Annotated in this window: 34 protein-coding genes and 1 pseudogene; 15 read left to right on the top strand and 20 right to left on the bottom strand. The window is 62.6% G+C overall.

Annotated features, from left to right (window positions below):
• Position 1 precedes the first annotated feature (1 nt).
• The 14 genes and pseudogenes from GJ631_RS10705 to GJ631_RS19480 form a co-directional block, all read right to left on the bottom strand.
• Entirely contained in the window at positions 2 to 271 is a 270-nt protein-coding gene (locus GJ631_RS10705) for a hypothetical protein (protein ID WP_156709154.1), read from the bottom strand.
• Positions 271 to 453, bottom strand: a complete 183-nt coding sequence (locus GJ631_RS10700) for a hypothetical protein (RefSeq protein WP_156709153.1) — start codon at positions 451 to 453, stop codon at positions 271 to 273. The genes GJ631_RS10705 and GJ631_RS10700 overlap by 1 nt, the downstream gene beginning before the upstream one ends.
• The gene (locus GJ631_RS10695; protein WP_156709152.1) at positions 450 to 674 is read right to left on the bottom strand and encodes a hypothetical protein; all 225 of its coding nucleotides are present in this window, start codon (positions 672 to 674) and stop codon (positions 450 to 452) included. The genes GJ631_RS10700 and GJ631_RS10695 overlap by 4 nt, the downstream gene beginning before the upstream one ends.
• Before the next feature lie 5 nt (positions 675 to 679).
• Positions 680 to 1,573, bottom strand: coding sequence for a hypothetical protein (locus GJ631_RS10690; RefSeq protein ID WP_156709151.1), 894 nt, complete (start codon positions 1,571 to 1,573; stop codon positions 680 to 682).
• Complete coding sequence (locus GJ631_RS10685) at positions 1,570 to 1,830, bottom strand: hypothetical protein (RefSeq protein WP_156709150.1); 261 nt, start codon at positions 1,828 to 1,830, stop codon at positions 1,570 to 1,572. Before GJ631_RS10685 ends, GJ631_RS10690 begins: the two co-directional genes overlap by 4 nt.
• Entirely contained in the window at positions 1,830 to 2,222 is a 393-nt protein-coding gene (locus tag GJ631_RS10680; protein WP_156709149.1) for a hypothetical protein, read from the bottom strand. Before GJ631_RS10680 ends, GJ631_RS10685 begins: the two co-directional genes overlap by 1 nt.
• Entirely contained in the window at positions 2,219 to 2,878 is a 660-nt protein-coding gene (locus GJ631_RS10675; protein WP_156709148.1) for a hypothetical protein, read from the bottom strand. Before GJ631_RS10675 ends, GJ631_RS10680 begins: the two co-directional genes overlap by 4 nt.
• Before the next feature lie 191 nt (positions 2,879 to 3,069).
• The gene (locus GJ631_RS10670) at positions 3,070 to 3,330 is read right to left on the bottom strand and encodes a hypothetical protein (RefSeq protein ID WP_156709147.1); all 261 of its coding nucleotides are present in this window, start codon (positions 3,328 to 3,330) and stop codon (positions 3,070 to 3,072) included.
• A 2-nt stretch (positions 3,331 to 3,332) separates the two neighbouring features.
• Entirely contained in the window at positions 3,333 to 4,361 is a 1,029-nt protein-coding gene (locus GJ631_RS10665; protein ID WP_156709146.1) for a hypothetical protein, read from the bottom strand.
• Between the two features lie 118 nt (positions 4,362 to 4,479).
• The gene (locus GJ631_RS10660) at positions 4,480 to 5,286 is read right to left on the bottom strand and encodes a hypothetical protein (RefSeq protein ID WP_156709145.1); all 807 of its coding nucleotides are present in this window, start codon (positions 5,284 to 5,286) and stop codon (positions 4,480 to 4,482) included.
• Positions 5,287 to 5,288: 2 nt separating this feature from the next.
• Positions 5,289 to 6,920: a S8 family serine peptidase gene (locus tag GJ631_RS10655; RefSeq protein WP_156709144.1), complete on the bottom strand. Its 1,632-nt coding sequence runs from the start codon at positions 6,918 to 6,920 to the stop codon at positions 5,289 to 5,291.
• A 119-nt stretch (positions 6,921 to 7,039) separates the two neighbouring features.
• Positions 7,040 to 8,086 (bottom strand): homing endonuclease associated repeat-containing protein, encoded by a 1,047-nt coding sequence (locus tag GJ631_RS10650; protein ID WP_156709143.1) that lies wholly within the window; start codon positions 8,084 to 8,086, stop codon positions 7,040 to 7,042.
• Positions 8,087 to 8,093: 7 nt separating this feature from the next.
• Complete coding sequence (locus tag GJ631_RS10645) at positions 8,094 to 11,201, bottom strand: carboxypeptidase-like regulatory domain-containing protein (RefSeq protein ID WP_231753953.1); 3,108 nt, start codon at positions 11,199 to 11,201, stop codon at positions 8,094 to 8,096.
• Positions 11,202 to 11,237: 36 nt separating this feature from the next.
• Positions 11,238 to 11,447: pseudogene (locus tag GJ631_RS19480) on the bottom strand (WD40 repeat domain-containing protein); the annotation flags it as partial.
• Between the two features lie 990 nt (positions 11,448 to 12,437).
• Here GJ631_RS19480 and GJ631_RS19245 point away from each other — a divergent pair.
• Positions 12,438 to 12,572, top strand: coding sequence for a hypothetical protein (locus GJ631_RS19245; RefSeq protein WP_255453936.1), 135 nt, complete (start codon positions 12,438 to 12,440; stop codon positions 12,570 to 12,572).
• A 6-nt stretch (positions 12,573 to 12,578) separates the two neighbouring features.
• Here GJ631_RS19245 and GJ631_RS10640 read toward each other — a convergent pair whose 3' ends face one another.
• Both GJ631_RS10640 and GJ631_RS10635 read right to left on the bottom strand, forming a co-directional pair.
• On the bottom strand, positions 12,579 to 13,127 hold the full coding sequence (locus GJ631_RS10640) for a hypothetical protein (protein WP_156709141.1): 549 nt from the start codon (positions 13,125 to 13,127) through the stop codon (positions 12,579 to 12,581).
• A 301-nt stretch (positions 13,128 to 13,428) separates the two neighbouring features.
• Positions 13,429 to 13,578, bottom strand: coding sequence for a hypothetical protein (locus GJ631_RS10635; protein WP_156709140.1), 150 nt, complete (start codon positions 13,576 to 13,578; stop codon positions 13,429 to 13,431).
• 379 nt (positions 13,579 to 13,957) lie between these two features.
• On the opposite strand from GJ631_RS10635, the gene GJ631_RS10630 reads away from it, so the two are divergent.
• The 6 genes from GJ631_RS10630 (at position 13,958) to GJ631_RS10605 (ending at position 17,686) form a co-directional block, all read left to right on the top strand.
• On the top strand, positions 13,958 to 14,461 hold the full coding sequence (locus GJ631_RS10630; protein ID WP_156709139.1) for a type IV pilin: 504 nt from the start codon (positions 13,958 to 13,960) through the stop codon (positions 14,459 to 14,461).
• Positions 14,462 to 14,465: 4 nt separating this feature from the next.
• Positions 14,466 to 14,936, top strand: coding sequence for a type IV pilin (locus tag GJ631_RS10625; RefSeq protein ID WP_156709138.1), 471 nt, complete (start codon positions 14,466 to 14,468; stop codon positions 14,934 to 14,936).
• Positions 14,937 to 14,938: 2 nt separating this feature from the next.
• Complete coding sequence (locus GJ631_RS10620) at positions 14,939 to 15,367, top strand: type IV pilin (RefSeq protein ID WP_156709137.1); 429 nt, start codon at positions 14,939 to 14,941, stop codon at positions 15,365 to 15,367.
• Positions 15,368 to 15,681: 314 nt separating this feature from the next.
• Positions 15,682 to 16,209, top strand: a complete 528-nt coding sequence (locus GJ631_RS10615; protein WP_156709136.1) for a hypothetical protein — start codon at positions 15,682 to 15,684, stop codon at positions 16,207 to 16,209.
• 85 nt (positions 16,210 to 16,294) lie between these two features.
• Complete coding sequence (locus GJ631_RS10610; RefSeq protein ID WP_156709135.1) at positions 16,295 to 17,299, top strand: Cdc6/Cdc18 family protein; 1,005 nt, start codon at positions 16,295 to 16,297, stop codon at positions 17,297 to 17,299.
• A gap of 126 nt (positions 17,300 to 17,425) precedes the next feature.
• Positions 17,426 to 17,686 carry a hypothetical protein gene (locus GJ631_RS10605; protein ID WP_156709134.1) on the top strand — a complete coding sequence of 87 codons (261 nt, stop codon included), beginning with the start codon at positions 17,426 to 17,428 and terminating at the stop codon, positions 17,684 to 17,686.
• A gap of 2 nt (positions 17,687 to 17,688) precedes the next feature.
• Here the strand turns inward: GJ631_RS10605 and GJ631_RS18590 are convergent, their stop codons facing one another.
• The 4 genes from GJ631_RS18590 to GJ631_RS10590 all read right to left on the bottom strand — a co-directional run bounded on the left by GJ631_RS18590 (position 17,689) and on the right by GJ631_RS10590 (position 18,758).
• Complete coding sequence (locus GJ631_RS18590; RefSeq protein ID WP_197424983.1) at positions 17,689 to 17,862, bottom strand: hypothetical protein; 174 nt, start codon at positions 17,860 to 17,862, stop codon at positions 17,689 to 17,691.
• Positions 17,859 to 18,038: a hypothetical protein gene (locus tag GJ631_RS10600; protein WP_156709133.1), complete on the bottom strand. Its 180-nt coding sequence runs from the start codon at positions 18,036 to 18,038 to the stop codon at positions 17,859 to 17,861. The genes GJ631_RS18590 and GJ631_RS10600 overlap by 4 nt, the downstream gene beginning before the upstream one ends.
• Positions 18,039 to 18,230 carry a hypothetical protein gene (locus GJ631_RS10595; RefSeq protein WP_197424981.1) on the bottom strand — a complete coding sequence of 64 codons (192 nt, stop codon included), beginning with the start codon at positions 18,228 to 18,230 and terminating at the stop codon, positions 18,039 to 18,041.
• Between the two features lie 252 nt (positions 18,231 to 18,482).
• Positions 18,483 to 18,758: a hypothetical protein gene (locus tag GJ631_RS10590; protein WP_156709131.1), complete on the bottom strand. Its 276-nt coding sequence runs from the start codon at positions 18,756 to 18,758 to the stop codon at positions 18,483 to 18,485.
• 341 nt (positions 18,759 to 19,099) lie between these two features.
• On the opposite strand from GJ631_RS10590, the gene GJ631_RS10585 reads away from it, so the two are divergent.
• From GJ631_RS10585 to GJ631_RS10555, 8 genes are all read left to right on the top strand, one after another.
• Positions 19,100 to 19,603 carry a hypothetical protein gene (locus GJ631_RS10585; RefSeq protein ID WP_156709130.1) on the top strand — a complete coding sequence of 168 codons (504 nt, stop codon included), beginning with the start codon at positions 19,100 to 19,102 and terminating at the stop codon, positions 19,601 to 19,603.
• On the top strand, positions 19,600 to 20,436 hold the full coding sequence (locus GJ631_RS10580; RefSeq protein WP_156709129.1) for a hypothetical protein: 837 nt from the start codon (positions 19,600 to 19,602) through the stop codon (positions 20,434 to 20,436). The genes GJ631_RS10585 and GJ631_RS10580 overlap by 4 nt, the downstream gene beginning before the upstream one ends.
• Complete coding sequence (locus GJ631_RS10575) at positions 20,436 to 20,573, top strand: hypothetical protein (RefSeq protein ID WP_156709128.1); 138 nt, start codon at positions 20,436 to 20,438, stop codon at positions 20,571 to 20,573. Before GJ631_RS10580 ends, GJ631_RS10575 begins: the two co-directional genes overlap by 1 nt.
• Entirely contained in the window at positions 20,570 to 20,836 is a 267-nt protein-coding gene (locus tag GJ631_RS10570) for a hypothetical protein (RefSeq protein ID WP_156709127.1), read from the top strand. Before GJ631_RS10575 ends, GJ631_RS10570 begins: the two co-directional genes overlap by 4 nt.
• On the top strand, positions 20,833 to 21,051 hold the full coding sequence (locus tag GJ631_RS10565) for a hypothetical protein (protein WP_156709126.1): 219 nt from the start codon (positions 20,833 to 20,835) through the stop codon (positions 21,049 to 21,051). Before GJ631_RS10570 ends, GJ631_RS10565 begins: the two co-directional genes overlap by 4 nt.
• A 226-nt stretch (positions 21,052 to 21,277) precedes the next feature.
• A complete protein-coding gene (locus GJ631_RS10560; protein ID WP_156709125.1) occupies positions 21,278 to 21,508 on the top strand; it encodes a hypothetical protein in 231 nt (76 codons plus the stop codon).
• Entirely contained in the window at positions 21,505 to 21,630 is a 126-nt protein-coding gene (locus tag GJ631_RS19240; protein ID WP_255453935.1) for a hypothetical protein, read from the top strand. Before GJ631_RS10560 ends, GJ631_RS19240 begins: the two co-directional genes overlap by 4 nt.
• A complete protein-coding gene (locus GJ631_RS10555; RefSeq protein WP_156709124.1) occupies positions 21,617 to 22,681 on the top strand; it encodes a tyrosine-type recombinase/integrase in 1,065 nt (354 codons plus the stop codon). Before GJ631_RS19240 ends, GJ631_RS10555 begins: the two co-directional genes overlap by 14 nt.
• The last annotated feature ends 88 nt before the right edge of the window (positions 22,682 to 22,769 follow it).

Below are 22,769 nucleotides of genomic sequence, written 5' to 3'. Positions count from 1 at the left end.
GTTAGCGGATGTCCTCGTGCGGTTGCTCGAAATACAGGTACATAACGACGAACGCGATGCCACCCAGGGCGATGAACATCTGCCAGGCGACGCCGCTGTTCAGTGCGACCCACGCGCCGAGGCCAGTGATGACGAGGCCGATGAGCGTCCGGCCTTGTTCGAGTGGCTCGAAGACGTGGTAGCGGATGAGGTCTTCGCGCCACATGATGGCGGCGAGCGTCACCAGCGCGGTCGCGATGACGACGCCGATGATGAAGCTATTCGATGCCATCAGGCGATTCGTTCCTCCCCGCGGACGACCGCGGAAAACAGCATCCCGAGGCCGATAGCGACGAAGACGCGGCCGAGGAGGTGGCTGGCTTGCCAGGCGAGGACGCCGACGCCGAGGTTTAACAACCCGAGTTTCGCCTTCTCGCGGCGCCCCATGTAAATGGGTGGCGGGTTCCGGCTCACGACTCACCACCACCGCGGTTGCGGTCGATTAGCGGGCGGTCACCGCGGGCCCAGCGGGCGACGCGAGTGCCGATGGCGTACACGCCGAGGGTGCCGACGAGGACGATGGCGACCCAGATGACGAGCGCCCACGTCCCGGTGAGGGTGATGACGCCGAGAGCGATTGCCGCGACGGTGCCGAAAAACAGCAGGCCAGTGCCGGGGTCAGTTTCGATTTGCATGGGTGTTAGCCTCCAAGGAACGGGATGTCGATCCCGAAGATGTCCTCGACGCGCGTCGGGATCTGGCCGATCTGTCGGACGGCCGCCCCGATCTGCGTCGTCGCTGCTGCCTCTGTCTTATACCGGACCTCTGGAGCCTCCGTACTCGTCGCGAAGACGTAGACGCGGTCGTCGACGCCGTCCTTCGTCTCGTAATAGACTGGGGCGTAGGACTCGGCTTCGTCCGGGACTTGCGCCCACTCACCGCTGGCGGTCTGGTACTCCATCACGAGGGCGTCGGTGCCGTTCGGCGCCCGAACGACGTACGCCGAGTTGTTGCCGGCGAGTTGCTCGGGTTTGATGTAGGACCACGTCGAGGCGTTCGGCATCCCGACGCCGGTCACCTTCTCGATGTTCTCCAGCGTTCGCTCTTTCGCGCCGCTGGCGATGGAGGCTTCGGCGTTGATCTTCCAGGCGTAGGTGCCGGGCTCGGTTACCTCGAAGGTGACTTTGGTGTAGCCGTTATCTCGAATCGGCTCGAAGGACGCCGATTGGTCGCCGGCGACTGGCGAGACGGTCTCGCGGACGTACGGCGTCCAGTACTCCGCCGGGATGTAGAGCCGAATCGTCCGGTCGACCTCTTCGTTGTACTCCACACAGAGGTAGTCGTTCCGGAGGTCGCTGTGGAAGCCATCGATGTCACAGCCAGCGTCGTCGTGTTCGGTGGCGACGGTCAGCTGCATGTCGGGTGCCGTGAGGTCGGCGGTGGCGACGCCCTCTTGGACGAACGCCGCCTGTTGGGCCTCGGTATCAAGGGCGTGGTCGTCGTCGATAGTGGTGCGGCTCTGGGCGAGTGCAGCCGGCGTGAGGAGCGTCACGACGAGCAGCGCCGCCACCAGCATCGTCGTGGTGCGTGTCATGTTCGCCACACCCAGAAGTTCCGGTTCCACACGTCCGATACGAACGCGCGGATGTTATCCGAAAACACGACCGAGAGCACCATCCCGACCAATGCGGCGACGAAAAAACCCGGGTTCAACGCGAGGATGAACGCCAACAGCAGCCCACCGACCACGACGACGAAGGCCTTCCAGAGGATGTCGCCCCACCCACCGGCGAAAAAGCGCTTCGTGTCTTTGACGACCGACTCCGGGATGGGCGTTGGAATCCGTGCCATCACAGCACCCCCAGCGACTCGCTGTCGCCGATGCGCCACTCGCCGACGGGCCAGTACTTTTCGACAACCGGGATGAATCGCAGCGCCCCGAGGAAGCCCGTAAAGGCGAAGACGCCAACGAGGAACAACGTCGCGCCGAAACTGATGAGGCTGCTGACGAAGGCGGCGACGGCGAGCACGAACGACGCCTCAATCATCTCGCCGGGCTCACCGCCGCCGAGGGCGAGCGGCACTTGGTTCGTCAGCCACACGAGCGTGTCGTAGACGGCGGGGATGAGCACGTCTTTGAGACTCAACCCCTCGGTGAGCCACGTCCAGGCGTTGCTCGCGGCGCCGGCGACCTGGCGATACGTCCAGCGGAACGGCGCCGTCGCGGTCGAGACAACGCTCATGCCATCTCACCGCCCTCGATGAGGCTACTGCTCAAGTCCTCGTTGTACGCCGCCCACTTCGACGCCAACCAGCTCGTCGTCACATCCTCGTTGTCCGCGACGAACTCGCTGTGGAACGCCTCGATCTCCTCGGCGGCGTTGTCGGCCGCCATCCCGCTGACCGTGACGGTCTCGTCGACTGAGCGGGTCGTCGTGTTCACCATCTGCGCCGAGTCGTACTCGTTGCTCGTCTGGTTGTACTCGGCGACGAGATAGATCGTCTCCTCGGCGTCGGCTTGGCCGAACGTGATCTGGACGACTTCGCCGCCGCTGACGTTCCGGTCGTTGGCGTAGCTGACGAAGCTCTCCGACCGCTCGTTGAACGCCTGCATGGTGTCCTCGGCGTTCTGTTCGGCACTGTCGGGCTCGGGGCCGAACGGTGACTCATACAGCGCGCGGTCGAGGCCGCCGGTGGCGGCGCCGTAGAACCCGCCGGCGACGCGTTGGGCTTGCCCGACGAGGCCGCTGTCGTCGCTGTTGCTCGTGCCGAACAGCGAGTCGGCGAGGCCCTCGTCTTGGGTCGTCGAGTCGTGGTTGGCCGCCGCCGGAACTGCGGCGCCGGCGAGCAGCGCCAGCACGGCGAGTGTGGCGACGGCTATCGGTTTGAGTCGTGTCATGAATGGAATGGGGAATCGAGGTGTGCGACGGCGAGAAAAGCGCCGTCGCGGGTTGTGCCCGGTGGGACGGGGTTGCCCGGCGTGTGCCGGGCGAGCGCGTCTCGCGGAGTCGAACCGCAACTGGGACCGTCGACGCGAAACGTGGGAAAGGGGTACCTTGGATGGCCGCCGAGAGCGGCCAGTCGCAGTCGTCAGGCGATGGCGAGTTCGAACTCGCCGTTGCCGGTGAAGACCCACAGCACGTTGTCGTACTGTGTGTCCCACGCTTTGCTGAAGTAGTTCATCGGCGCGATACCTTCGCGGTTCAGCAGGCCTTGCCAGATGATGTCCACGACGCCGAGGATGACCCCGACGGTGAACAGCACCGGCGCGACGATGAGCGTGAACACCAGCAGGTACAGCCCACCAACGACGAGCCGTTCCAGGGCGTCCATGCGCTGTTCGCCCAGCATCGTCACGCCCCCGCGGTCAGGTGGCCGGCGTTCGTCGTCAGCGGACTGAACGTCGAGAATCCTTCCACGTCGAAGCGGAAGAGGACGGCCTCACTGTACCCGAACGCTTCGCTCCCGCTGATGGAGTGCGACGCCGTGTACACGTCCACCGCAGAGCGGTCGGCTTTGTCCTCGCCGAGCATCACGGTGATGCGGTCGGTGTCGGTGTCGTAGACGGCGTAGGTGTCGGTCGCATCCGAGAAGTCACCGCGCTCGTCGACGTACACCGGGATGAGGTCGCCGTCGGCCGACGACATGATGTTGAACACCGGCGTCCCGGCGTCCATGTCACCAACGCGCTCGTCGTACCGCGACGCCATGTCGCTGTCCTGCAGCGGGACAATGATGTCGGTCTCCGAGCCGTTCACGGAGCGCTGTTCGTCGACGCGGTAGTCGGTGTTGTTCTCATCGGACAGCAGCGAGAACGAGAACAGGCCGACATCCTCCGCCGTCGTGAGTGCCGTCCCCACGTCGGGGTTGTCGACGGCTTCGCTGCGGGTGTCGAGCACCGAGCGCTCGTCGGTGTTCGAGAGGACGAACGAGGTCTCAGTGGTGTCGTTCGTCGGGTCGTTTTGGTCCCACACCGTGAGGTTGACCGTCACGTCCTCGTTGATGCCCATCGGCACCTCCGCGAGGGTGTCGTGGCTGATGTTGAACTGGTGCACGTCGTTGCTGTTGGCGTTGTTCGTCTCCAGGCGCGTGTACTCGGTGTCGCCTTCGACCGCCGAGTAGTACGTCACGTTGTCTTTCGTGATTTCGACCTCGATGGTCGACGCGGAGTTGTTCGCGTTGGCGACGACCAACTGCGACATGTTCGAGCTGTTGGCTTCGAAGCTCTGGATGGTGGTCGTGCCGTCGGTTGCGATGTCGCTACTGCTCGTGTTCGCTGGGGCGTCCGCCGCGGCGGGCATGACCATCACGGCGCCGAAGCCGCCGATGATGAGCACCGCCGCGAGGCAGACACTCGCCAGTCGATGAGTTTGAGTTGTCATTGGAAATGAAGGGGGTTGGTTGATGGGCGATACTACTCGGGTTTCGTGTCCGGTGGGCGGTCTCGTGCCTTTGGCGGCGGGAGGCCGCTTTCGTGGCGGTTGTGGTGTCGAGGCATGGTTATTGGTCTGCGAGGTCGGTGTTCGAAGCTTCGCCGGCGAGGCTCTCGAAGCCGAACTGGGCAAGTTGGAGTTGGACGTTCCACACCGCCCGCGCGTAGCGTTCGGTGCCGTCACGCCACCACGAATCCCGGTTCTGCATGATCCACGGCTCAGTGGCGGCGCCCGGATGCAGTGCTTCACTCCACCCCTCCGCGAGCCACTGCTCGAACTGTACGTCGCTCTCAAGGTCGGCGACAAAGGGCGCGTCCTCGCTCGTCCCGAGCTCGTTCACCGGCAGCAGCCGACCGGCGTTCGCGCCGTTCAATTTGTATTGGTGATGCGGTTCGAAGGTACGGGCCGTCACGTGACTCCCGCCGCTGTCGGGTTCGTAGAGATTCGGCGTCGACGAACTCGCTTGCATCCAGTGCCACGCCGAGTACACGACCTCGGTGACGGTGCCGTACTGGTCCAGAAACACGTACATCGGCTCGCGGTCACCCCTGTGAGAATCGGCGCGGGTCCAGCCACGTTGGCCGCGATAGTACGCGAAGTACACAAGGCACGTCGTGTCGTACTCCGGTGACTCGGCAACCCAGCCGTACCACTCCGGCGACGAGAACTCGGCGTCCGAGGGGATGTCCAACAGCGGGCGGTACTGCTTTAACTGCTGTTGGTCATAGGAGAGCGTCACGTGAGGCGGTGGGCTGCGTTCGGCGGCCGCGGTCGAGGCGAGCGTCGTCGCGCCCACTGCGGCGGCTGTGACGGCCGTCCCACGCCGGAGAAACGTACGTCTCGTCGGGCGGGCGGCTGGCTGGTTGCGGGACATGGTTATCGGGACAGGAACCTCGCGATACGGCCGCCCTGCATATCGGAGAGTTGTCGGTGAGCGGCGTCCCGTGCCGCGGCGGTGTCGGTGCGAGCCTCGGTTTGGGTTTCGTCGGCCTCGACCTCGTCGATAGCGCCGGCCACGTCGAGCATCCCGTGGGCGGCTTCGGTCTCACCGATCTTCGGCGCCGGCGCCGCGTAGGCGAGGCGTTCCTTTGTCGCTTCCACGTCGCCTTTCGGCCCGCTGTCGGCGGCGTAGAGTTGCATGATACCGCCGGCGACCACGGGCGCCGCCATGCTCGTCCCGGTGAGTTGCGAGAGGGCGCTGGGCGTCTGGACCGTGATCTTACAGCCGGGGGCGACCACGTCGACGTGACTCCCAGCGGTTTCGCCCCCGGAGAGGTCGGTCGTCCCGGGGTCCGGGTCGACCTGGGAGAACGCCGCGCTCTTCGCGTCGTCGGCGGGCTCGGCCGTCGAGGCCGTGACCGTCACGGCCTTCTCGGCGTCCGCCGGCGACGCTATCCAGCGAACGGTGTGCCTGCTATTCCCAGCGGCGACGACACACGGCACACCTTCCTCGTGGGCGTACCCAACGGCCTCTGCGAGCGGTTCGTTGAACGTGGCCGACCCGAGGCTCATCACGAGTACGTCGGCGCCGTTGTCGACGGCGTACCGGACGGCCATCGCGATATCCGACGCGCTCCCCGACCCGCTGTCGGAAAGCGTCTTACACGCGAGGATGTCCGCCGCCGGCGCGTACGATTCGTACGTCGAATCCGCGGGGTCGCCGGCGATGCAGGAGGTCACCCATGTCCCATGAGATGACCCATCTGCCACAGCCGTGACACCGGCGTCGCCGACGGTCTCGCCGCTGATGAAGTTCTTCGACGCCGAGACGATGCGCGTCGAGCCCGTGGAGTCGTCGAATACCGACCCGGCGTTGACGCCCGTATCGAGGACGCCAATGGTGAGGTTCGAGGTGTCGAAGAGCGCACCACCGAGGCTGGTGTCGTCGGCGTTCGTCACCTCGCGCACGTCCGACAGCGTCGCGGCGGGCATATCGTCGTCGTAGGCGAGGCCGGCACTAAGGCCGCCCTCGTTGACGCGGAACGACGCCCAGCGGCTGAGGTTCGCCGTCGGGTCGAAGCGACTCTCTGCGACCTCGCCGATGGGCTCGGGATACGCCATCTCGATGTCCAGCGCGACTGACTCGACGTAACTCTCGGTAAGCAACCCGCGGTTGAGTGTCCGGTCGAGTGTGGTCACACCGATGTCGCCCGGCGGCGCGGCGACGGTGACCATGTTCGCGTCGGCGTCCCGGGCGATCTCGTAGCGCTCCTCGCCGCCAGCGATCCAACCGGCGTCGTCATCGGGTGACTCGCCGGCGAGGTCGACGAGCCCGTCGTCGGTGGTCGTGACGATCCACGACGGGTGGCCGTGCCGTTCGATGACGGTGAGATCCGCATCGACGCCGTCAGGGTCGAAGCCCAGCAGGCCCGCCGCGGCGTCCGCGGGTGGCGACAGGCCTTCGGTCGCCGCCGCTGCAGGCGTGCCGAGGGCGCCCATCGTCAGGGCGGCCGCAGTCGTCTTGAGGACGTTCCGCCGCGTCGCCGTGGGTTCGGTGTCTCGTGTCATGGCTCGACCCTCCGTGCAGCCGCAACGCCACCGCCAAGCAGTGCTAGGGGGAGGTAGGATTGTTCGTTAGTCCTGCAGCTCACCAAGTGGGATGAATTTTTGAGAATCATTGTTTGAGGTTAATCAGCGAGTTGTGGGCGGAGGGGGACGCCCTCCCATTCGCTGTGACACCGTTGGCAGAGTGTTACGAGGTTATCTGAATCATTTTTCGAAGCATCGTCTGTGTCAAACTGCCGAGCAGGGACGATGTGATGTACGTCTAATTTCCGACCGTACACATCGATGTGTTCTGTTTGATCCATTCCACAGCTCTGGCATTCGTAACCGTCACGGCTGCGGACCTCCCGTTTCTTCGCCTCATTCCAACCCTTACCATATTGTGCTGGCCCGCCTTTCCAGAGAGGGCTTGACTCACCGATTAGGTTCTCAGACTGCCACTCCGATTTACAGTCATTATCGCAGAAGTATCTCTCAAAGCAACCCTCTTTGTGCATCGGCCTTCGGAGAGATTGGCCACAGTTTGCACAATTGGTTTCAAACGAATTGAACTGGTCCATGCACTTTTGATCGCAGAAGTTGTGTTCAGTCTGTTCAAGAATGTCCGGGCGGCGTCTGATAGTGGACGAGCAGTTCGCACACTGAACCGTTCTGAGTTCCTTGTTGTTCGGTTCAAGACCGACTTTCCGAAGCGTACTATTCCAAGTCCCAAACCTCCGGGAGAGCGTTGAAACGGAGTAGCTTGCATATTCCTTGAATTCTCGCCTTGTTGGCGTCCGTCCGAGTTCCTCGGCGAACGATTCTAACTCCGAGAGTAATTCTTCATCAGAGTACTGCTGTTCACGGCCTGCCTCCGGATTACCTATCGCGTCATGGGAATACTGGCAGTCTTGCGAGCAAAATTGATGTTCAGTATTCTCCACGCGGCATGGAGGGCGGTCAAGCTCCGTGCCGCACGTATCGCACTCAACCGTTAGTTGTTGGGGTGTCGTTGGGTCAAGGTCTGCTGCATGGAGTGCCTCACTCCACGACCCGAACCGTTTCCCGTAGGTGGAATATGCGTATTCTCCCTTGTCAGCCATCTCGACAGAGGTGGGCGTTTCACCGAGCTCATCCGCAAGATCTCGGAGAGCTTCAATCAACGTATCTCGCGGGATTTTTTGAGCCATATCGACATCACCACCAGATTAATTTCGGTAGATGGGTGTACAAAATCGAGGCATAAGATGATGCGCCGACCGTGGTGAAAGTGGAGAGGAATGGGATATCGATTCCGGCGAATCTGAGTTGTACGGAATGTCGGAATTCTTGGAAGATGGATGGATCTCGGTCAACTTCTACCCGGACGGTCGCCGTGTCTGATGAATATGTATCTATAGCCGTTGAATCGTTGAAGTGTTCCACTGACGAGGAGGCGGTGTCGCCGGGGTTCCGAATCGGGCGGCCGTTCCGCCAGAGCAAGCTTTCGTTCCCGACCGCGCTCGTGTGCAGTACGACGCCGATGCGGTCGCGAATCGTCTGCTCGTTCGGGCCCTGCCGGATGCGGACGGTCGTGGTGGCGCCGCGGGCCACGTCGACGCCGGTCGTCGAGGCCTTCACGCGGTTCGGGATGTCGACGTCCGCGGGGACGATGCCGGTGAGGATGACCTCGCTCGTACCAGCGGTCACGTCGATGCGACCGGATTCGAGGCCGTTCGCCGCCACTGCGAAGCGGCCGGTCGGGCCGGCGGCGCCACGAATCAGCGGGTCACGCGCCTGGGCAGCGTTGCCCGCCTTGACGCTCAGGACCTCGGTGAACTGGACGCCGTCGGCGTTGGTGAACGTCGCCGCAACCCGGTGTGGGCCGGCGCCGCAGGTCGTGAAGGTCGCGTCACCATCCGACGCTTGGATGGAGCGGCTGCACTGCGGCCCCGTGACGTTCACGGTCTGCAGTGTGCCGAACTGACTGGACTCGGCGGGCGTCACGCCGACCGTGACGGCATCTGAGGGTCCGGGCGCCGAGTCGGACAGCCGGATACTGTCCAGCGACGGGACGGTGCCGTCGAACGTCGGGTTCCGAACCGGCGTTTCTTCGCCGCCGATGCCCTGCGGCGTGGAGACATCGAGGCGGATGTTCGCGACCGCCGAGTCGCCCTCGCCGAACGGGAACTCTTCGAGCCGGACGGTGTCCGGCCCGACCGCCGACTCGTCGAGCGTGACGTACTCGCTGTCGCGAGAGAGCGTCTCGCTGGTGCCGTCGGCGTAGTCGATGCGGATGAGGAGACCGGCTTCCTCCCAGTCGTCGACGCCGGTGATCGGCCATTCGCGTGTGATCGTTTCGTTCACGCGGTCGCTGATTTCCTCGGTTGGGTCGTCGACAGTCGGGGCGTCGTTGTCGTCATCGCCACCCGGGATGTCGGGGACGGGGCTGTCGTCGGGTTCGCCCACGTTGATGTCGTCGCTCGGGTTGTCGACGCCATCAAGCCCATCGCGGATGACCGTCTCGATTTCATCGCGGTCGAGTTCCGAGGGGTCGTCGGGGAGGTCGCGTCCGAGTTCGTCCTCGACGACCGACTGGAGGTCTTCGTTGCCCTTCAGCAGGTTGAGGATGTTTTCGTAGTGGCCTTCGAGTTCCGCTTGGGCCATGTCGGCGATGTCACCGGCGAGGCCGGGCAGGAGGCTGCCGGGGTCCTCCAGGGCCTGTTGGGCGTAATTGAGGACGGCGCACTCCCGAACGGGCTGGCTGACACCCTCCGGTATCGGGGCGCGTTGGCCCTGGATGGTCACGTCGGGGTTCGGGACTTCCGTGCTCGCCGAGCCGGTGTACGGGGCGCCGAGGTCGTCGGCGACGCTGCCCATCTGGCGACACACATCGCCGAACTCTTGGGTTCCGACTTCGGCCTCCGAGAACCGCACCGACGACTTGTCGAAGGTGTTGAACTCGCCGGTGACCGTGTCCTCGAAGTCCGCAGCGAGTTGCTGGCGATTCAGTTCGCCGCTGGCGAGTTGCGCCTCCAGCCCGGTGCCGCTCTTGGCCGCTCGGAGTTCGACCTCCTCGACGACGGTCTCGTCGATCTCGAAGGAGAACTCACCACGGTCGTTCGTCGTCGTGGTCTTGATGTCGATGTTCCCGGCGTCGTGCTGGTCTTTGATTTCTTGGAGGTAGTCGTTCTTGGCCTCGATTTCGTTGTTCGTGACGTTGACGATGTTGTTCGCAATCTTCTCAGGGTTGCCGTTCGGCGCAACGGCGTAGACCATCGCGGCGTCCGGGTCGTCGCTGGGGTAGACGCGGTAGATACCCGAGCCAAGGTCCGGTCGTGCGGTCTCGTACTCGACGGTGAACCCGTTCGAGATCGCCGCCCAGCCCTGCTGGATGCGGATACTGGGCGACGGCGTGACTTCGGTCGTCTCCTCGACGCTACCGGTTGGGCCGAGGCGTTCAATCGTAATCGAGTCGCACGTGTCGTAGGTGACGCCGTCGAGTTGCCCGCCGAAGTTGTCCTCGAACGTGTCCTCGATGGTTCCGGGGTCGGTGTTCCAACAGGAGAACACGGGGCGTGAATCAGCCGGGACAGCGACTCGCGGCGGATTCAACTCGGCGGTCGGGATGCTGACGACACCGTCCATCGGCCAAGGCTGGCCTTCAAGCTCCCACTGGTCGGGCGTGTGCAGCAGGACCCGCGTGTCACTGGTCTGTTCGGCGAAGACGAGGTCGCCACCCGCGGTTGTCCCAGTGCCCTCGGTTGTCAACTCGGTCGGTGTCACACCCTCGCGGGATTGAAACTCCTCCCACTGCGGCGGTAGTGGGTTCTCGACGATGTCGCGGAGCTCTTCGAGGTTGATGTCGACGTTCGGGTCCGCGGTGTTGTACGTCAACGTCGTGACCGTCGCATCGGCGACGGGGTTGCCGTTCTGATCCTCGACGACACCGGCGACGGTGCCGGATTGGAGCGAGAAGTTCACGCCCGTGATGCCGCCGTCGGGTACGTCGACCGTCTGGGTTTCAGAGTCGATGGCGGTCTCGGCGGTCACATCGTACGTGCCGGTGTTCTCGACAGTCAGCGAGTAGCTGCCATCGGCGCCGGTGGTCGTTGAGACTCCCGTGCCGGTCGAGACGGTTGCGCCGTCGACAGGGTTGCCGCCGTTGTCGGTGACGGTGCCCGTGATTGGCTGTCCGACGGAGGTGCCGGGGTCAGTCTTGTGAATAACGTTGTTATGTGTCCCAGAGTAAACGAATGCCTCGTCGTCTGTCGCGATTGTGTTCAAGTCATTAGAATGGCCGGTGTAGGTATCTGCTTGCGTCATATCCGCCGGGTCGACTCGGTGAACCTCGTCATCATTACCGCCAGAATAGAGAAATCCATCAGCACTGAAGGCGACTGACTTCACCGAGTTTGAATGGCCAGTGTAGGTGTCTACTTGGCTTAGATCCGACAGGTCAATCTTGTGGACTTCATTGTCATTGGATGCAGAATACAGATTCCCGTTTTCACCCACCGTCAACGAAATGACTGCCCCCGAGTGGCCGGTGTATGTCCCGGTTTCAGTCATGTCAGACGTATCGATTTTGTGGATCTCGTCGTCAAACGCGCCTGAATACAGGTTATTACTCGAATCGAATGCTAAACTCTCAACGGTGTTGGAGTGCCCGGCGAAGATGCCAACTTGACTCATATCCGACGGGTCAATCTTGTGGACCTCCCCGTCGATTGTGTCCGGGCCACCACCGCCAGAATACACATATCCGTTTGCACCGACGGCAAGCGACTGGACTGATTTGGGGTGTCCTGTATAAACAGCGACTTGGCTCATATCCGACGGATCGATCTTGTGGACCTCGCCCGCTTGTGACCCGGAATACACGTATCCATCAGGCCCAACTGTAACTGCGTTTGAACTGTCGCCGTGGCCCGAATACACAGCGACTTGGCTCATATCCGACGGGTCAATCTTGTGGACCTCGCCCGAACTTGCGCCAGAGTACAGGTAGCCATCAGGGCCAGTGGTGACCGAATTGACTACCGTCGAATGGCCAGTGTATTCAGCGGATTTCGTCCAACTCGTTTGTGCGCTCGCCAGTCCGTCGTGGTCCGTTGGTGCGAGGCCAGCGAGCCCAGCGAACGGCCCGACACCACTCACCACCAACAGCACAGCGAACGCGACGGCGGCGGTCGCCTGCGGCGACGGCGACCACGCTGGCGTCAGGCCACGCGCTGCCCGTAGTCCAGTAGCGATCTCGCGACGGCCAGCACCGACGACAGCCGCACCGACCACGACCGCGGCGAACGTTGCAACGTCAACAACGATGAACGACTCCGGCAACCCCGTCCGGGCGAGAACGAGGAGGTCGTTCGCACCGTTGGCGAGATACAACAGCGCCGTTCCCGAGGCGAGGGCAACAGCGAAGAGCGGTCGCCAGCGCCGAATCGGCCCGCCGAGCACCGCGAACGCTGCGAGAACCACGGCGATTCGGGCCAGCCCAACGGCCTCGATCCCGAAGCGCTCGATGAGCAGTGCCGACGCCGGGTTGAGCTCCGTCGCATGGACGCCGAGCAGGAGGTACGTCGTCAGGACGGCGCCGAGACTACCCGTGAGGGCGACGGCTTCCAGCAGGCGGTAGGTGGTCGGACGGCGGTGCCACGGCTCATCGGCGGTGGATTGCTGTGTCATGAATGAAGAACCTCAGTTGTCCGCGCCGTCTTCCCACTCCCGAATCTTCCGAATGAACTGCACGAGAGCGTCCTTACTCCCGTATTGGGGGTCGCGCCATACCTGCTCGGCGTACTCGAGATACTCGTCGACGCTTGTCAACCGACAGTCGCGTTCGGCGAGATACGTATGGACACAGAGCCGGTAAGTCTCGTACTCGAACTCCGGGATGTCCGTCGAAGTCGTCTCGCCCCAGTTGATTCGACCTGAGTGCTCCTCGATGCGTCGTCGGTGGCGATGCGGGAGGCACTCGATAGTGTGACCGGCCGTACTGACGGCTTGCTGTTTCGGGAGGTTGAATACAGGCTCCGATAGCGGGCGGCCTGTTTCGTTACACACTGGGTCAACGAGGTGCAACACAAGCTGTTGGGCGATATGTTCCGGCGGGTCGGTGCCGAGACACTCGCTATGCCCGCCGCGGTCGGCGTCGAGATCGTCGCTTCCGCCCCAGAAGTTCTCGCGGCTGCCAAGTCGCGGCGTCGAAGCGTCGCTGTCGCTTGTGGTGTCGGTGTTCGTGGACATGGATGAGTGTGAGAGATGGGACTGTTCCGTCCACACCTCGGCGACGGCCTGCGTGTGGACACCACGACCGGAGCGTGTTCAGCAACCGGCTGTCGGCCAGCAGTCCCCGCCAGCCTCTCGGTTTTCAGTCGGTTGCCGTATCCCCGCTGGGACCACGCCCGCGTCGCGCGTTACCCAATATAACTGCCAGAAAGAGTATAAAGGTATTGCACAACTGTCCCCAAAACTACCCCAAACTAACCCCTAAATACCGACGGCAGTTTCAAGCGCTCGCATATCCACCAACTGAATGGCGTCGGCCTCACTCGTCGCCATGCTCGGCGCGGTAGCGTTCCCGGGCGTACATGAGCGCCATCCGGTACGCTTCTGCGTCGCTGACAGCGCCATCCCCGAAGGTCTCCTCGACCCACTGCTGTAGGCCCTCGGGGATGTCGAGCTTCTTCCGTGACACGTGTCCTGGTCACCTCCATAGCCCACCGCACACGCGCACTCGGCAAATAGGGACGGGGCTTTGGACGTATCGTCACTGTGCGATAACGGGCCGGGTGTTTTATGCGTGTACCAGCAGTAGAACTGGATGCACCGCGGGGAGATTCCATGCCCTAAGTCGGTGTGCGCCCACAACCGGGTGCTGTGCAGCGTCACGCCCTACGGCCTCTGCCGCCGAGGTCGTCACCGTGACTTTTGGAAGCACTGCTCGATAGCTCGCCTGCCGGCGGTTTTACCCATCCAACTCACGGCCTGAGTCGGCTTGCATCTTTATTACAGATGGCTCTGATTGGATACGATAAGCGTACACTACCGTTCAAGGAGTGGCGCTGCACATAACGATGGAACTGAAACGACTGTTCACAGCAGACGAGGAGAATCGTGCCGTATCACCCGTCATAGGCGTGATACTTATGGTTGCAATCACCGTCATCTTGGCGGCTGTCATCGGGACATTCGTCCTCGGCCTGGGGGACCAAGTCCAGCAGACGAGCCCGAACGCCCAGTGGAACTGGGATCAATCTATCGCAGATACAACGAACACTGATTCTGCAGACACCCTCACCATCACTCACGAAGGCGGTGATACCGTCGATGTTACGCTCCTTGAAGTGAGCGGTTCAGCGATTATCAACGGTCCGCACTGTAATAGCAACGGCGGCGGGACCGATGGCACGTGGGGCGAGGCTGAAGCAAGCGCCGGTGTCTCCTGCGAGATCGATGGTGAGGACGGCGTATCATCTGCCGGGTTGGATGATGACGTCAGCGGTGACACTGCACGACTAATTTGGTCCGCCGAAGGTGGCGGCTCCTCCTCAACGCTCAGCACCTACGAGATCAACTAAAACAATGAAACTCACAGAACTATTTACATCAGACGACGAGAATCGCGCCGTTTCACCAGTTATTGGAGTCATCCTAATGGTGGCAATCACCGTTATCCTAGCCGCCGTCATTGGGACGTTCGTCTTGGGGCTTGGCGATCAGGTCCAACAGACGAGTCCGAACGCTCAATGGGACTGGCAAAATACATCGAACGCAGATGAACTAACGATTACTCACGAGAGTGGTGACACAGTTCAAGCGAGCACCTTATCATTCACAGGTAGCGCGTTAACCAGCGACATTACGGATGTCACCGCCGGCACCAACTTCAAGGGCGGGAACGCCTTCCCAAGTGAAATTGGGGCTGGAGACTCAGTCACATTGACTAGCGGCGACAGCAGCCTTAGTGACGGTTCCGGTAACGAAGTCCGATTAGTGTGGCAGGCTGAAGGCGGTGGCTCGTCTTCCACGTTGACAACCTACGAGTTCGAATAACAATGGAGTTCAAAAAATTATTGGCGGCTGATGACTCGGAACGGGCCGTATCCCCCGTTATCGGAGTCATCCTAATGGTGGCAATCACCGTCATCCTCGCCGCTGTGATCGGGACGTTCGTCCTCGGACTGGGCGACCAAGTTCAACAAACGAGTCCGAACGCCCAGTGGAACTGGGATGAAAGTTCGACCAGTCCGCAACTCCAACTAACCCATGAGGGTGGCGACACGGTGACTCCGTCGAACCTGGAAACCACCGGCAGCTCCGCAAATTCGTGTAACACTGGGACCGCATGGGGCGGTTCAGATGTGACTGCCGGGAACACTTGCGATGTTGTTGCTGGGACCTCTCCGAGCGGGACGTACCGCCTTATCTGGACGGCAGAAGGTGGCGGCTCCTCGTCCACGCTCTCGACGTACGAAGCGAACTAACGCCTCACCCGATTTCCAGTATTTTGCTTGAAAACACGACCGACACAGCGGCCGCAAAACGCGCCCTAGTTCGAACGTACAACCCTCCGGGGTACGCTGACCCGTGGGACTGCGTCGAGGACTTCGAGCGTGTTCAACGTGAAGCCGCCAAGCACCCGAACAAGGGCTCGGCGGCCATGTCTTCTGTTGTTGAACTCCCACGATCTCGTATTCGGCCGTGGCTTGAGGGGTCACGCCCCGATTGCTATCGCGGACTACAAACAGCACTTTCGAACGATTGGCTTCTCGAGGAGTGGGACCGTCGCGGGAGAGCGTTGAACTGCCTCGCCGCCTGGACACTCGCCAGTGGCGGCATTGACCGGCGCTGGGTCGCTACGTGGATTGCTGACAGCGAGGTCGAACGGAAGGTGCTAGAACACTACGCCGATGCCGCCGGCATCCGACTCGTTCAAACCCGGGAGGACGACGACCGTCCCGACGAGTACCGGCCCGACGCCGATGCCTCGGTCTTGGCCCGCGTGCTATCGACATGGACTGGCCTCCAGGGCGATAAAGACCGCACCGTCCGCTTCCCGCGGTACCTTCGCTTTGCACCCGACGACATCGGTCGCGATTTCTGCCGCGTGTACGTCGCCCAACGCGGCGTCGAGCGGGACGGCAGTGGTGTTCGCCAACCGTTCAGGCAGATCGCGGCGACGCGCTCCGAGGCGTTCCGCGAGGACCTGCTCGGCCAGCTCCGGCGTGTCGTCAAAGACGCCGACGCGGTGCGTGGTGACTCCTGGCCAGTCCGGATTTATGAGCCCGCGAAATCGGAGTTGGCTGGGTATCCAGAGATCGATTAAGCCCAAAACCGACCGACTGCGGGCCTTGGAAGCTTTGGAACTGTAAGGGTTCGATATATGGGCGGCCCGACAGAACACATCGGGTATGATTACGGACCGCCGGGCGTTCGACCCTGACGCCCAACCGGATGCCATCCTCCATCGGGAACAGGCGCTCACCGCCATCGCCAGCGCCGTCCGCACCGACGAGGTGAACCCACGCCCCGTCGTCATCGACGGCCCCAGCGGCGTTGGGAAAACCACGGTCGCCCGCGAGACACTGAATCGCGCCGAAGCGGAACTGTTCGATATCTCGACGGCCTACGTTGGCTGTGCTCGCAAGAGTCGCGCCGCTGTGTTGCGCGACCTCGTCAGCGATACTGTCGGGAGCCACGCCGTGTACCCCTCGAAAGGCAGCGCCGAACTCGTCGATACGCTCGCCAGGTGGGACACTGGGATGCTGGTCGTCCTCGACGAACTCGACCAGTGCGAAGAGCCGGAAGTCCTACGAGATTGCTACGACCTCAATGGGTGTCACGTCATCGCCATCGCCAACGAGGAGACCGCAATCTTCGCCCACGCCGAAGAGGGGCTGCAGTCCCGGCTTGCCGGCCGTGAACACGTCCATCTCGACCGCTACACTGACACCGAGTTGGAAGCGATTCTCGACGCCCGCATCACGGCTGGGCTGCAGTCGCGAGCGTTGATTCACGACGACGCCATCGATGCGATTGTCGCGGCGGCTGACGGCGATGCACGGTCGGCGATTGCGATGCTACAGGCTGCCATCAAGGCCGTCGACGCGGGCGCGTACGATTCGGTGACGCCGGCAACGGTGCAGGGGACGACCGACGATGCGGCCGAGACGCTGCTCCAGACGGCGTTGCAGAAGCTCAACGACGAGACGCGGCTCGTGTATCACACGCTGGAGGACGCCGACGAGCAGCTGCGCTCCGGGGAGTTGTTTAAGCGCTACGAGGCGGCCTCGGAGAATCCTGTCACGCGACGCACGTTCACGGACTACCTGAACAAACTGCAGAGCTACGGGTTGGTCGTCGACAACGGCGAGGCGACCTCGCGGCGCCGATACTTCACCGCCGACCCGCTGTAGATTTCCAAAGCCGTTTCCAAAGCTCGAACCTGTGCCGTATTGCGATTTTTGGCGTTTGTAATCGCCTTTGGAAGCTTTGGAAGCACTGGAGAGTCTCTTACGGGATTGTCGCGGTTCGGTGTAGACATGGCGACGAAAACAAGCTCGAAGCCCGACATCACGGTGCTGGAGTTCGGCCGGCTGGAAGATTACATCGATGAGCGGATTCCGGAGGGCCAACGGGAGTTCTCGATTGGGGAGTTGAGCGAGGCCGCCGATATCTCGGAGGCGAAGGTGCGGGAGGCGATGCGACACCTCCAGGGAAAACACGACTACATCGACGAACGCGCAGACGGAGAATGGCACTTCGACGTGCCGCTGGGTGAGGAGGATGACGAGGAAGAGTAGCGTCAGTCGTCGCCGACAGTCACGGCGACCGCGTCGACGAGTTCCGTTCCGCGCGTTCGCCAGCGGCAGCCTGTCCATGTCTGGGAGAAGCGCCGCCAGCGGCCGTCCGAACGGGGTTCGAACCGCAGCCGTTCGTCGTCGTACCGGACGACGATGGCCTCACGACGGTCGGTCATCCTTCCAAGATGGGTGGTTCGAGACAGTCCTCATCACTCACGAGCGAGGTGAGTTGGGTGGGGTTGGTGGCGGCGTCCCCGAGGTCGCAGTCGCCGCCATGCTCGTTCCAGCGGTGCCGTTCGTAGTCCTCGAAGCACTCGAAGTCCGTCTGGCAGGCGAGACAGCGCAGCGGCATTCACACCGCCTCCGTGAGACGGTCGAGAAACGCGTCAAACCCGTAGCGACAGTCGGCCCACCCTCGAGCGTCGCCGACGTGGGCGACGTAGTCGTCAGCGGCACGGTGGCCCATCTCGCTCACGTCGAAGCGGTACGACCGTGTGCCGTCGGCTTCGATGGCGAAAATCGTCTCGTCGGAGGTCCTGTACACATGGGACGCTCCGGATTGGTCGACACCCAAATGGATGTAGTCGTCTCGGATACTGTGCGAATCGTTTTTGTCGGTGGGTGTGGTACACGACATTGTTGTTCGAGTCGGACTCAGGCTCGTCCCGTTGCAGCGGGTCGGGCCAGTCTGATTCTCGATGAAACCAGCCCGTTGAGCCCTGCGTCCGTACTAAACGCTAATAGCGGGAGCTACTTAGGTCTTGCGTGCTACTGTGCAAATTTGCATAACAAAAACCTAATTTTCGAGGAGATCGGGCGCTTCGTCGGTGGCCATGAAGTACCCTTCCTCGCTGATGTCGATTTCCACAACGTCACCGTCATCGAGCGCGGACGGGTCGACTTTGATGACCAGCCCGCGCTCGTGGAGGTCAGTCAGATAGTTGTTGACGGAACGCCGCTCGAAATCAGCCCCTCGGAGCTTGGCATTCCGAAAGATGACCGCAGGAGGCATAGCGCACCCGCTATCGGCGAGAACATCGAGCACACGCTTGATGCGGTCTTCTCGGCCCACGTTGCCTCCATCGGCCGAGGTGTGCATAGTAGCACCGAAATTGTCAGGTTCGCTAAGTACCAAGCAACTTGCTATGTTTACTTGCATAATTGCTTAGTAGTGTGCAAAGTTATTAGTGGTGTCGGCTTACTACCGTTTAGATATGCGACGCTACAGGAGCGGACTCGGTGCGCCCACAGAAAGCGCGCCGAACGGGGTTTGGGCCCGTCCGACGCTCGTGTGGGGTCGCTAAGGCGACAGATGAATTTCGAGACCGACCCGGAAAATCATTCCGGGCACGACCAAGAGGCACAGCCCACAACCCAACCAGCCGAAAGCGCCAGCCCAGCGGAGGTGGCGGCATGAGCGCCGAGAAGTTCGCCATCGACCTGCCGAACGACGCCGCACTCTCGAAGGGCGACCTCGTCGAGCACCGCGAACACGGCCCGATGCACGTCGACGACATCCGCGTCGGTCCACACCAGAAACGCGTGACGCTCGTCTCCGAGCTCGGCCCGAATGCCCTGAAACTCAGCGGTGACGACATTCGCGAGCAGTGGGGCGATACCCTCCACACCGACCCCCAGCAACTGTACGACGACGCGATGCGCGTGAGTCGCGAGGGGGTCAGCGTCGAGGACCTCGATATCTCGGTGGACATCACCATCGACGGTAAGCCCGAGTGGGCAATGCAAGCCGTCGACGCTCACATCGTCGACGCCGTCGTGTCGGCGCTGGAAGCTGTCCGCGACGGCCACCCGCCCGCAGAAAGCGAGGGCGTGTACGACATCGACTGGGACGGTGTGTTGGAGAACCACGGCGGCGACATGACGCTGCGGGAGTTCGAGGACGGTGATTCGGCATGACCCGCCACGCCTGCGGCCGCTGTGGCGCGAAGTACGACACGATGCAGGCCGCGCTCCTGTGCTGTGACCCTGACTTCGATACCGACCCAGACCCACCCGCCGACGACTACGACGAGGCACCGCCCGCCGGCGTCCCGCCGGAACGCCACGACTACGAACAGCGACTCCAGGCCGATGGCGGCCACCACGAGGGCATCGAAATTACGGACCTCCCCTACCAGTGCCGGAACTGCCAACTGGAGCAGACGGTGTACGTGAACGTCGAACGACTCGATGGCGAACGCGTCGTCGACGCCCACAACGTCCGGTTGATTCAGACGTACTGCGACGACTGCCACCAGGAACGGATGTTCGTGCTCGCGACGGACCAAGCCGACGCCGCTCGCGATGAGCCCCCGATTCAGGCGGTGGTTGACCTCCATCGGAAACGAAGGAGTGTGAACAATTCACATACTCCGATAGCGGATGGCGGCGTTCCCGATGTCCCCCCGGACACCACCGTCTACGTTGCGACCACCCAGCGCGGCTCCCGACACACCAACGTCTTCCACACCGACTTGGACTGTCCGCGGCTGCAGGCGTCGAACAACATCCACGAGAAACAGCGTGGCGTCCTCAAGGACACCAAAACGCACTGTAAGTTCTGTGCCGGCGTCGCCGAACAACCGACAGGCGACCACGGCACGTACAACGCGTTGAAGGCAGCCGACCCGGACGATCTCGTCACCGACGGGATGGGCGCCTGCCCGGAGTGCGGCGGTGAGATGCAACCGGACGGCGGGTGCTCGGTGTGCCGACAGTGTGGCTTCACGCCATGTGGAGGTGGGTTCTGATGTCGACGTACGAGCGCCTCGAGGACAACGACCGCTGTACGGTCTGCGGCCGGGATAAGAAGCTCATCGAGCAGGACGGTGTCGAGAAATGCAGGCACTGTGCGACCAAGGCGAACGTCCGGAGGGCCCACCAATGAGCACCGACCACGCACCCTCCGTTCCAGAGACGGCGGTCGCCGCCGACGCCCACGCCGCCGAGCGCCTCGACGAGCAGCCGGTCGCCATCGAGGACGAAACCGGCGGGTGTCTTGCCACCGTCGACGGCGAGGGCTTCGCGGTCGCCATCTTCGTCACCGGCGACGTAACCCAGGGCGGACTGCACGAAGCCACGGCCGCCACGTACCGACAGCTCTCGAATCACTTGCACGCCAGCGGGCGCCTCGGAGGTGACCGACGGTGAGCACCCAGACCGCCCTCACCGACCTCGGCACCCAGCGAACAGACGCCGGCCACCGCATCGAGTCACACCTCGTCGACGACCGCGTCGACGACCACCATCACGGGCGCTGTGTCGAGTGCGGCCGTCAGATTACCATCTCGCCGCCGAGCGGTATCGAGCGCGGGCACAACACGGACTGTGAGTATCAGGGTCGACAGGCCGGTGGGGAGCAATGAGCGCTGACCTCTCGTCACGAACGAGCGGCCGCGCCGCTCACGTTCGGGCGTCACCAAACCGTCGCGGGGAACCGCGGCGGGAGCCGCGGCAACCGACGAAGTTCGGCTACGTCCAGTGTCCGACATGTACCGAGGTATGGACGGGCCTCAAGTGGGGTGACGTCTGTCCCGACTGTGGGACGGTCCGGTTGGCCGAAGGTAACTGGTTCCCGTGGGGTGACCAGCGATGACCCGACTCGGATTTGGCGTCACCGTCGCCATCTTCGGCGCCGTCCTCACCACCACCGTCGCCGCCGCGATGGGCACGATTCTGCTGTTCGTGACGCCCGACACCCCGACACCGATACTGACCGTCGACCCCACGGCCGTCCTCGCCGTCGGGCAGTTCGGCGTCATCGTCGTCGGTGGCGTCGCCGTTATCCTGCTGTCCGCCGCTGCTGGAGGTGGGACTGCGTGAGCGTGACACTCGCTCGGTATCGCTGTCCGACGTGTACGCTCATCTACGAAGCCCGACGGAGCGCCATCAACTGCTGTCCGACCGGGGTGTCGAGTGAGGTGGAGGGTGATGAGCGTGAGTGACACCGCCGGTGACGGCCCGCCGCGACGCAGTATCCGCCAGGCCATCGACCGCTTCATCAAGCGCCGAAAGACCGAGATGACCGACCGCACCATCCGGAGTGACGCGAGTCGGCTCGCTGACTTCGCCGACTGGTGTGCCGACCGCGATGTCACCATGATGGACGAGCTTTCACCGTGGCTTCTCGACGAGTACGACCTCGAACTTCGGGACCGTGACCTCGCCGCGATTACCATCAAGAGCAAGCTCACGACGATTCGGGTGTTCCTGAAGTACTGCGCGCGAACCGACCTTGTTGAGGACGATCTCCCCGACTCGATTGATGTTCCAACGTTGGAGGCTGCCGAGGAGTCCAGCGACGAACGCCTCGAAGCTGAGGATGCACAGGCCTCGTTGTCGTTCTTCCGGGACTCGAAGGCGTACTTCGGCGTTCCGATGCACGCCTTCCTTGAGCTCGCCTGGCACACCGGCGCGCGAATCGGTTCGATTCGCGGCCTCGATCTCGGCGATTACGATGCCGACGAGCAGTTCGTCCACTTCCGACACCGGCCCTCGGAAGGCACGCCGCTGAAGAACAAACATGAGGGTGAACGCCTCGTCGGGTTAACTGACGCGGTGTGTGCGGCGCTGGACACGTATATCGCACGCGAGCGCTCTGACAAACGCGATGAGAAAGGGCGAGCCCCGTTGTTCTGCGGGCGGCAGGGGCGGCCGTCGTTCTCGACGTTCCGGTATTGGAGTTACCAGGCGACCCAACCGTGTCTCTGGACCGAGTGTCCGCACGGCCGACGACGGGCGACGTGTGAGTACACCGAGCGCAACCACGCCTCGAAGTGCCCGTCATCGCGGTCACCGCACCGGATTCGCACCGGTTCGATTACGTGGCAATTGAACCGAGGCCTCGATATCGAGACTGTCGCAACGAGGGTGAACGCGAACGCGGATACAATTCGGCGATATTACGACGCGGCGACCCAGACTGAAGAGTTCGAGGAACGCCGTCGAGACGTGGAGGCTCGTCTCGATATATCAAATTCAGAGGATAAATTATAACAATGACAAACGCAACACGACGTGATAGTAGAATCACTGGACGGGGAGATACCTCCGTTAATTGTTACATTCCCTCCGTCCCCATACT

This window comes from Natronomonas sp. CBA1123 (assembly GCF_009741925.1).
Classification (GTDB): Archaea; Halobacteriota; Halobacteria; order Halobacteriales; family Haloarculaceae; genus Natronomonas.
This window is presented reverse-complemented; position numbering and strand designations above follow the sequence as displayed.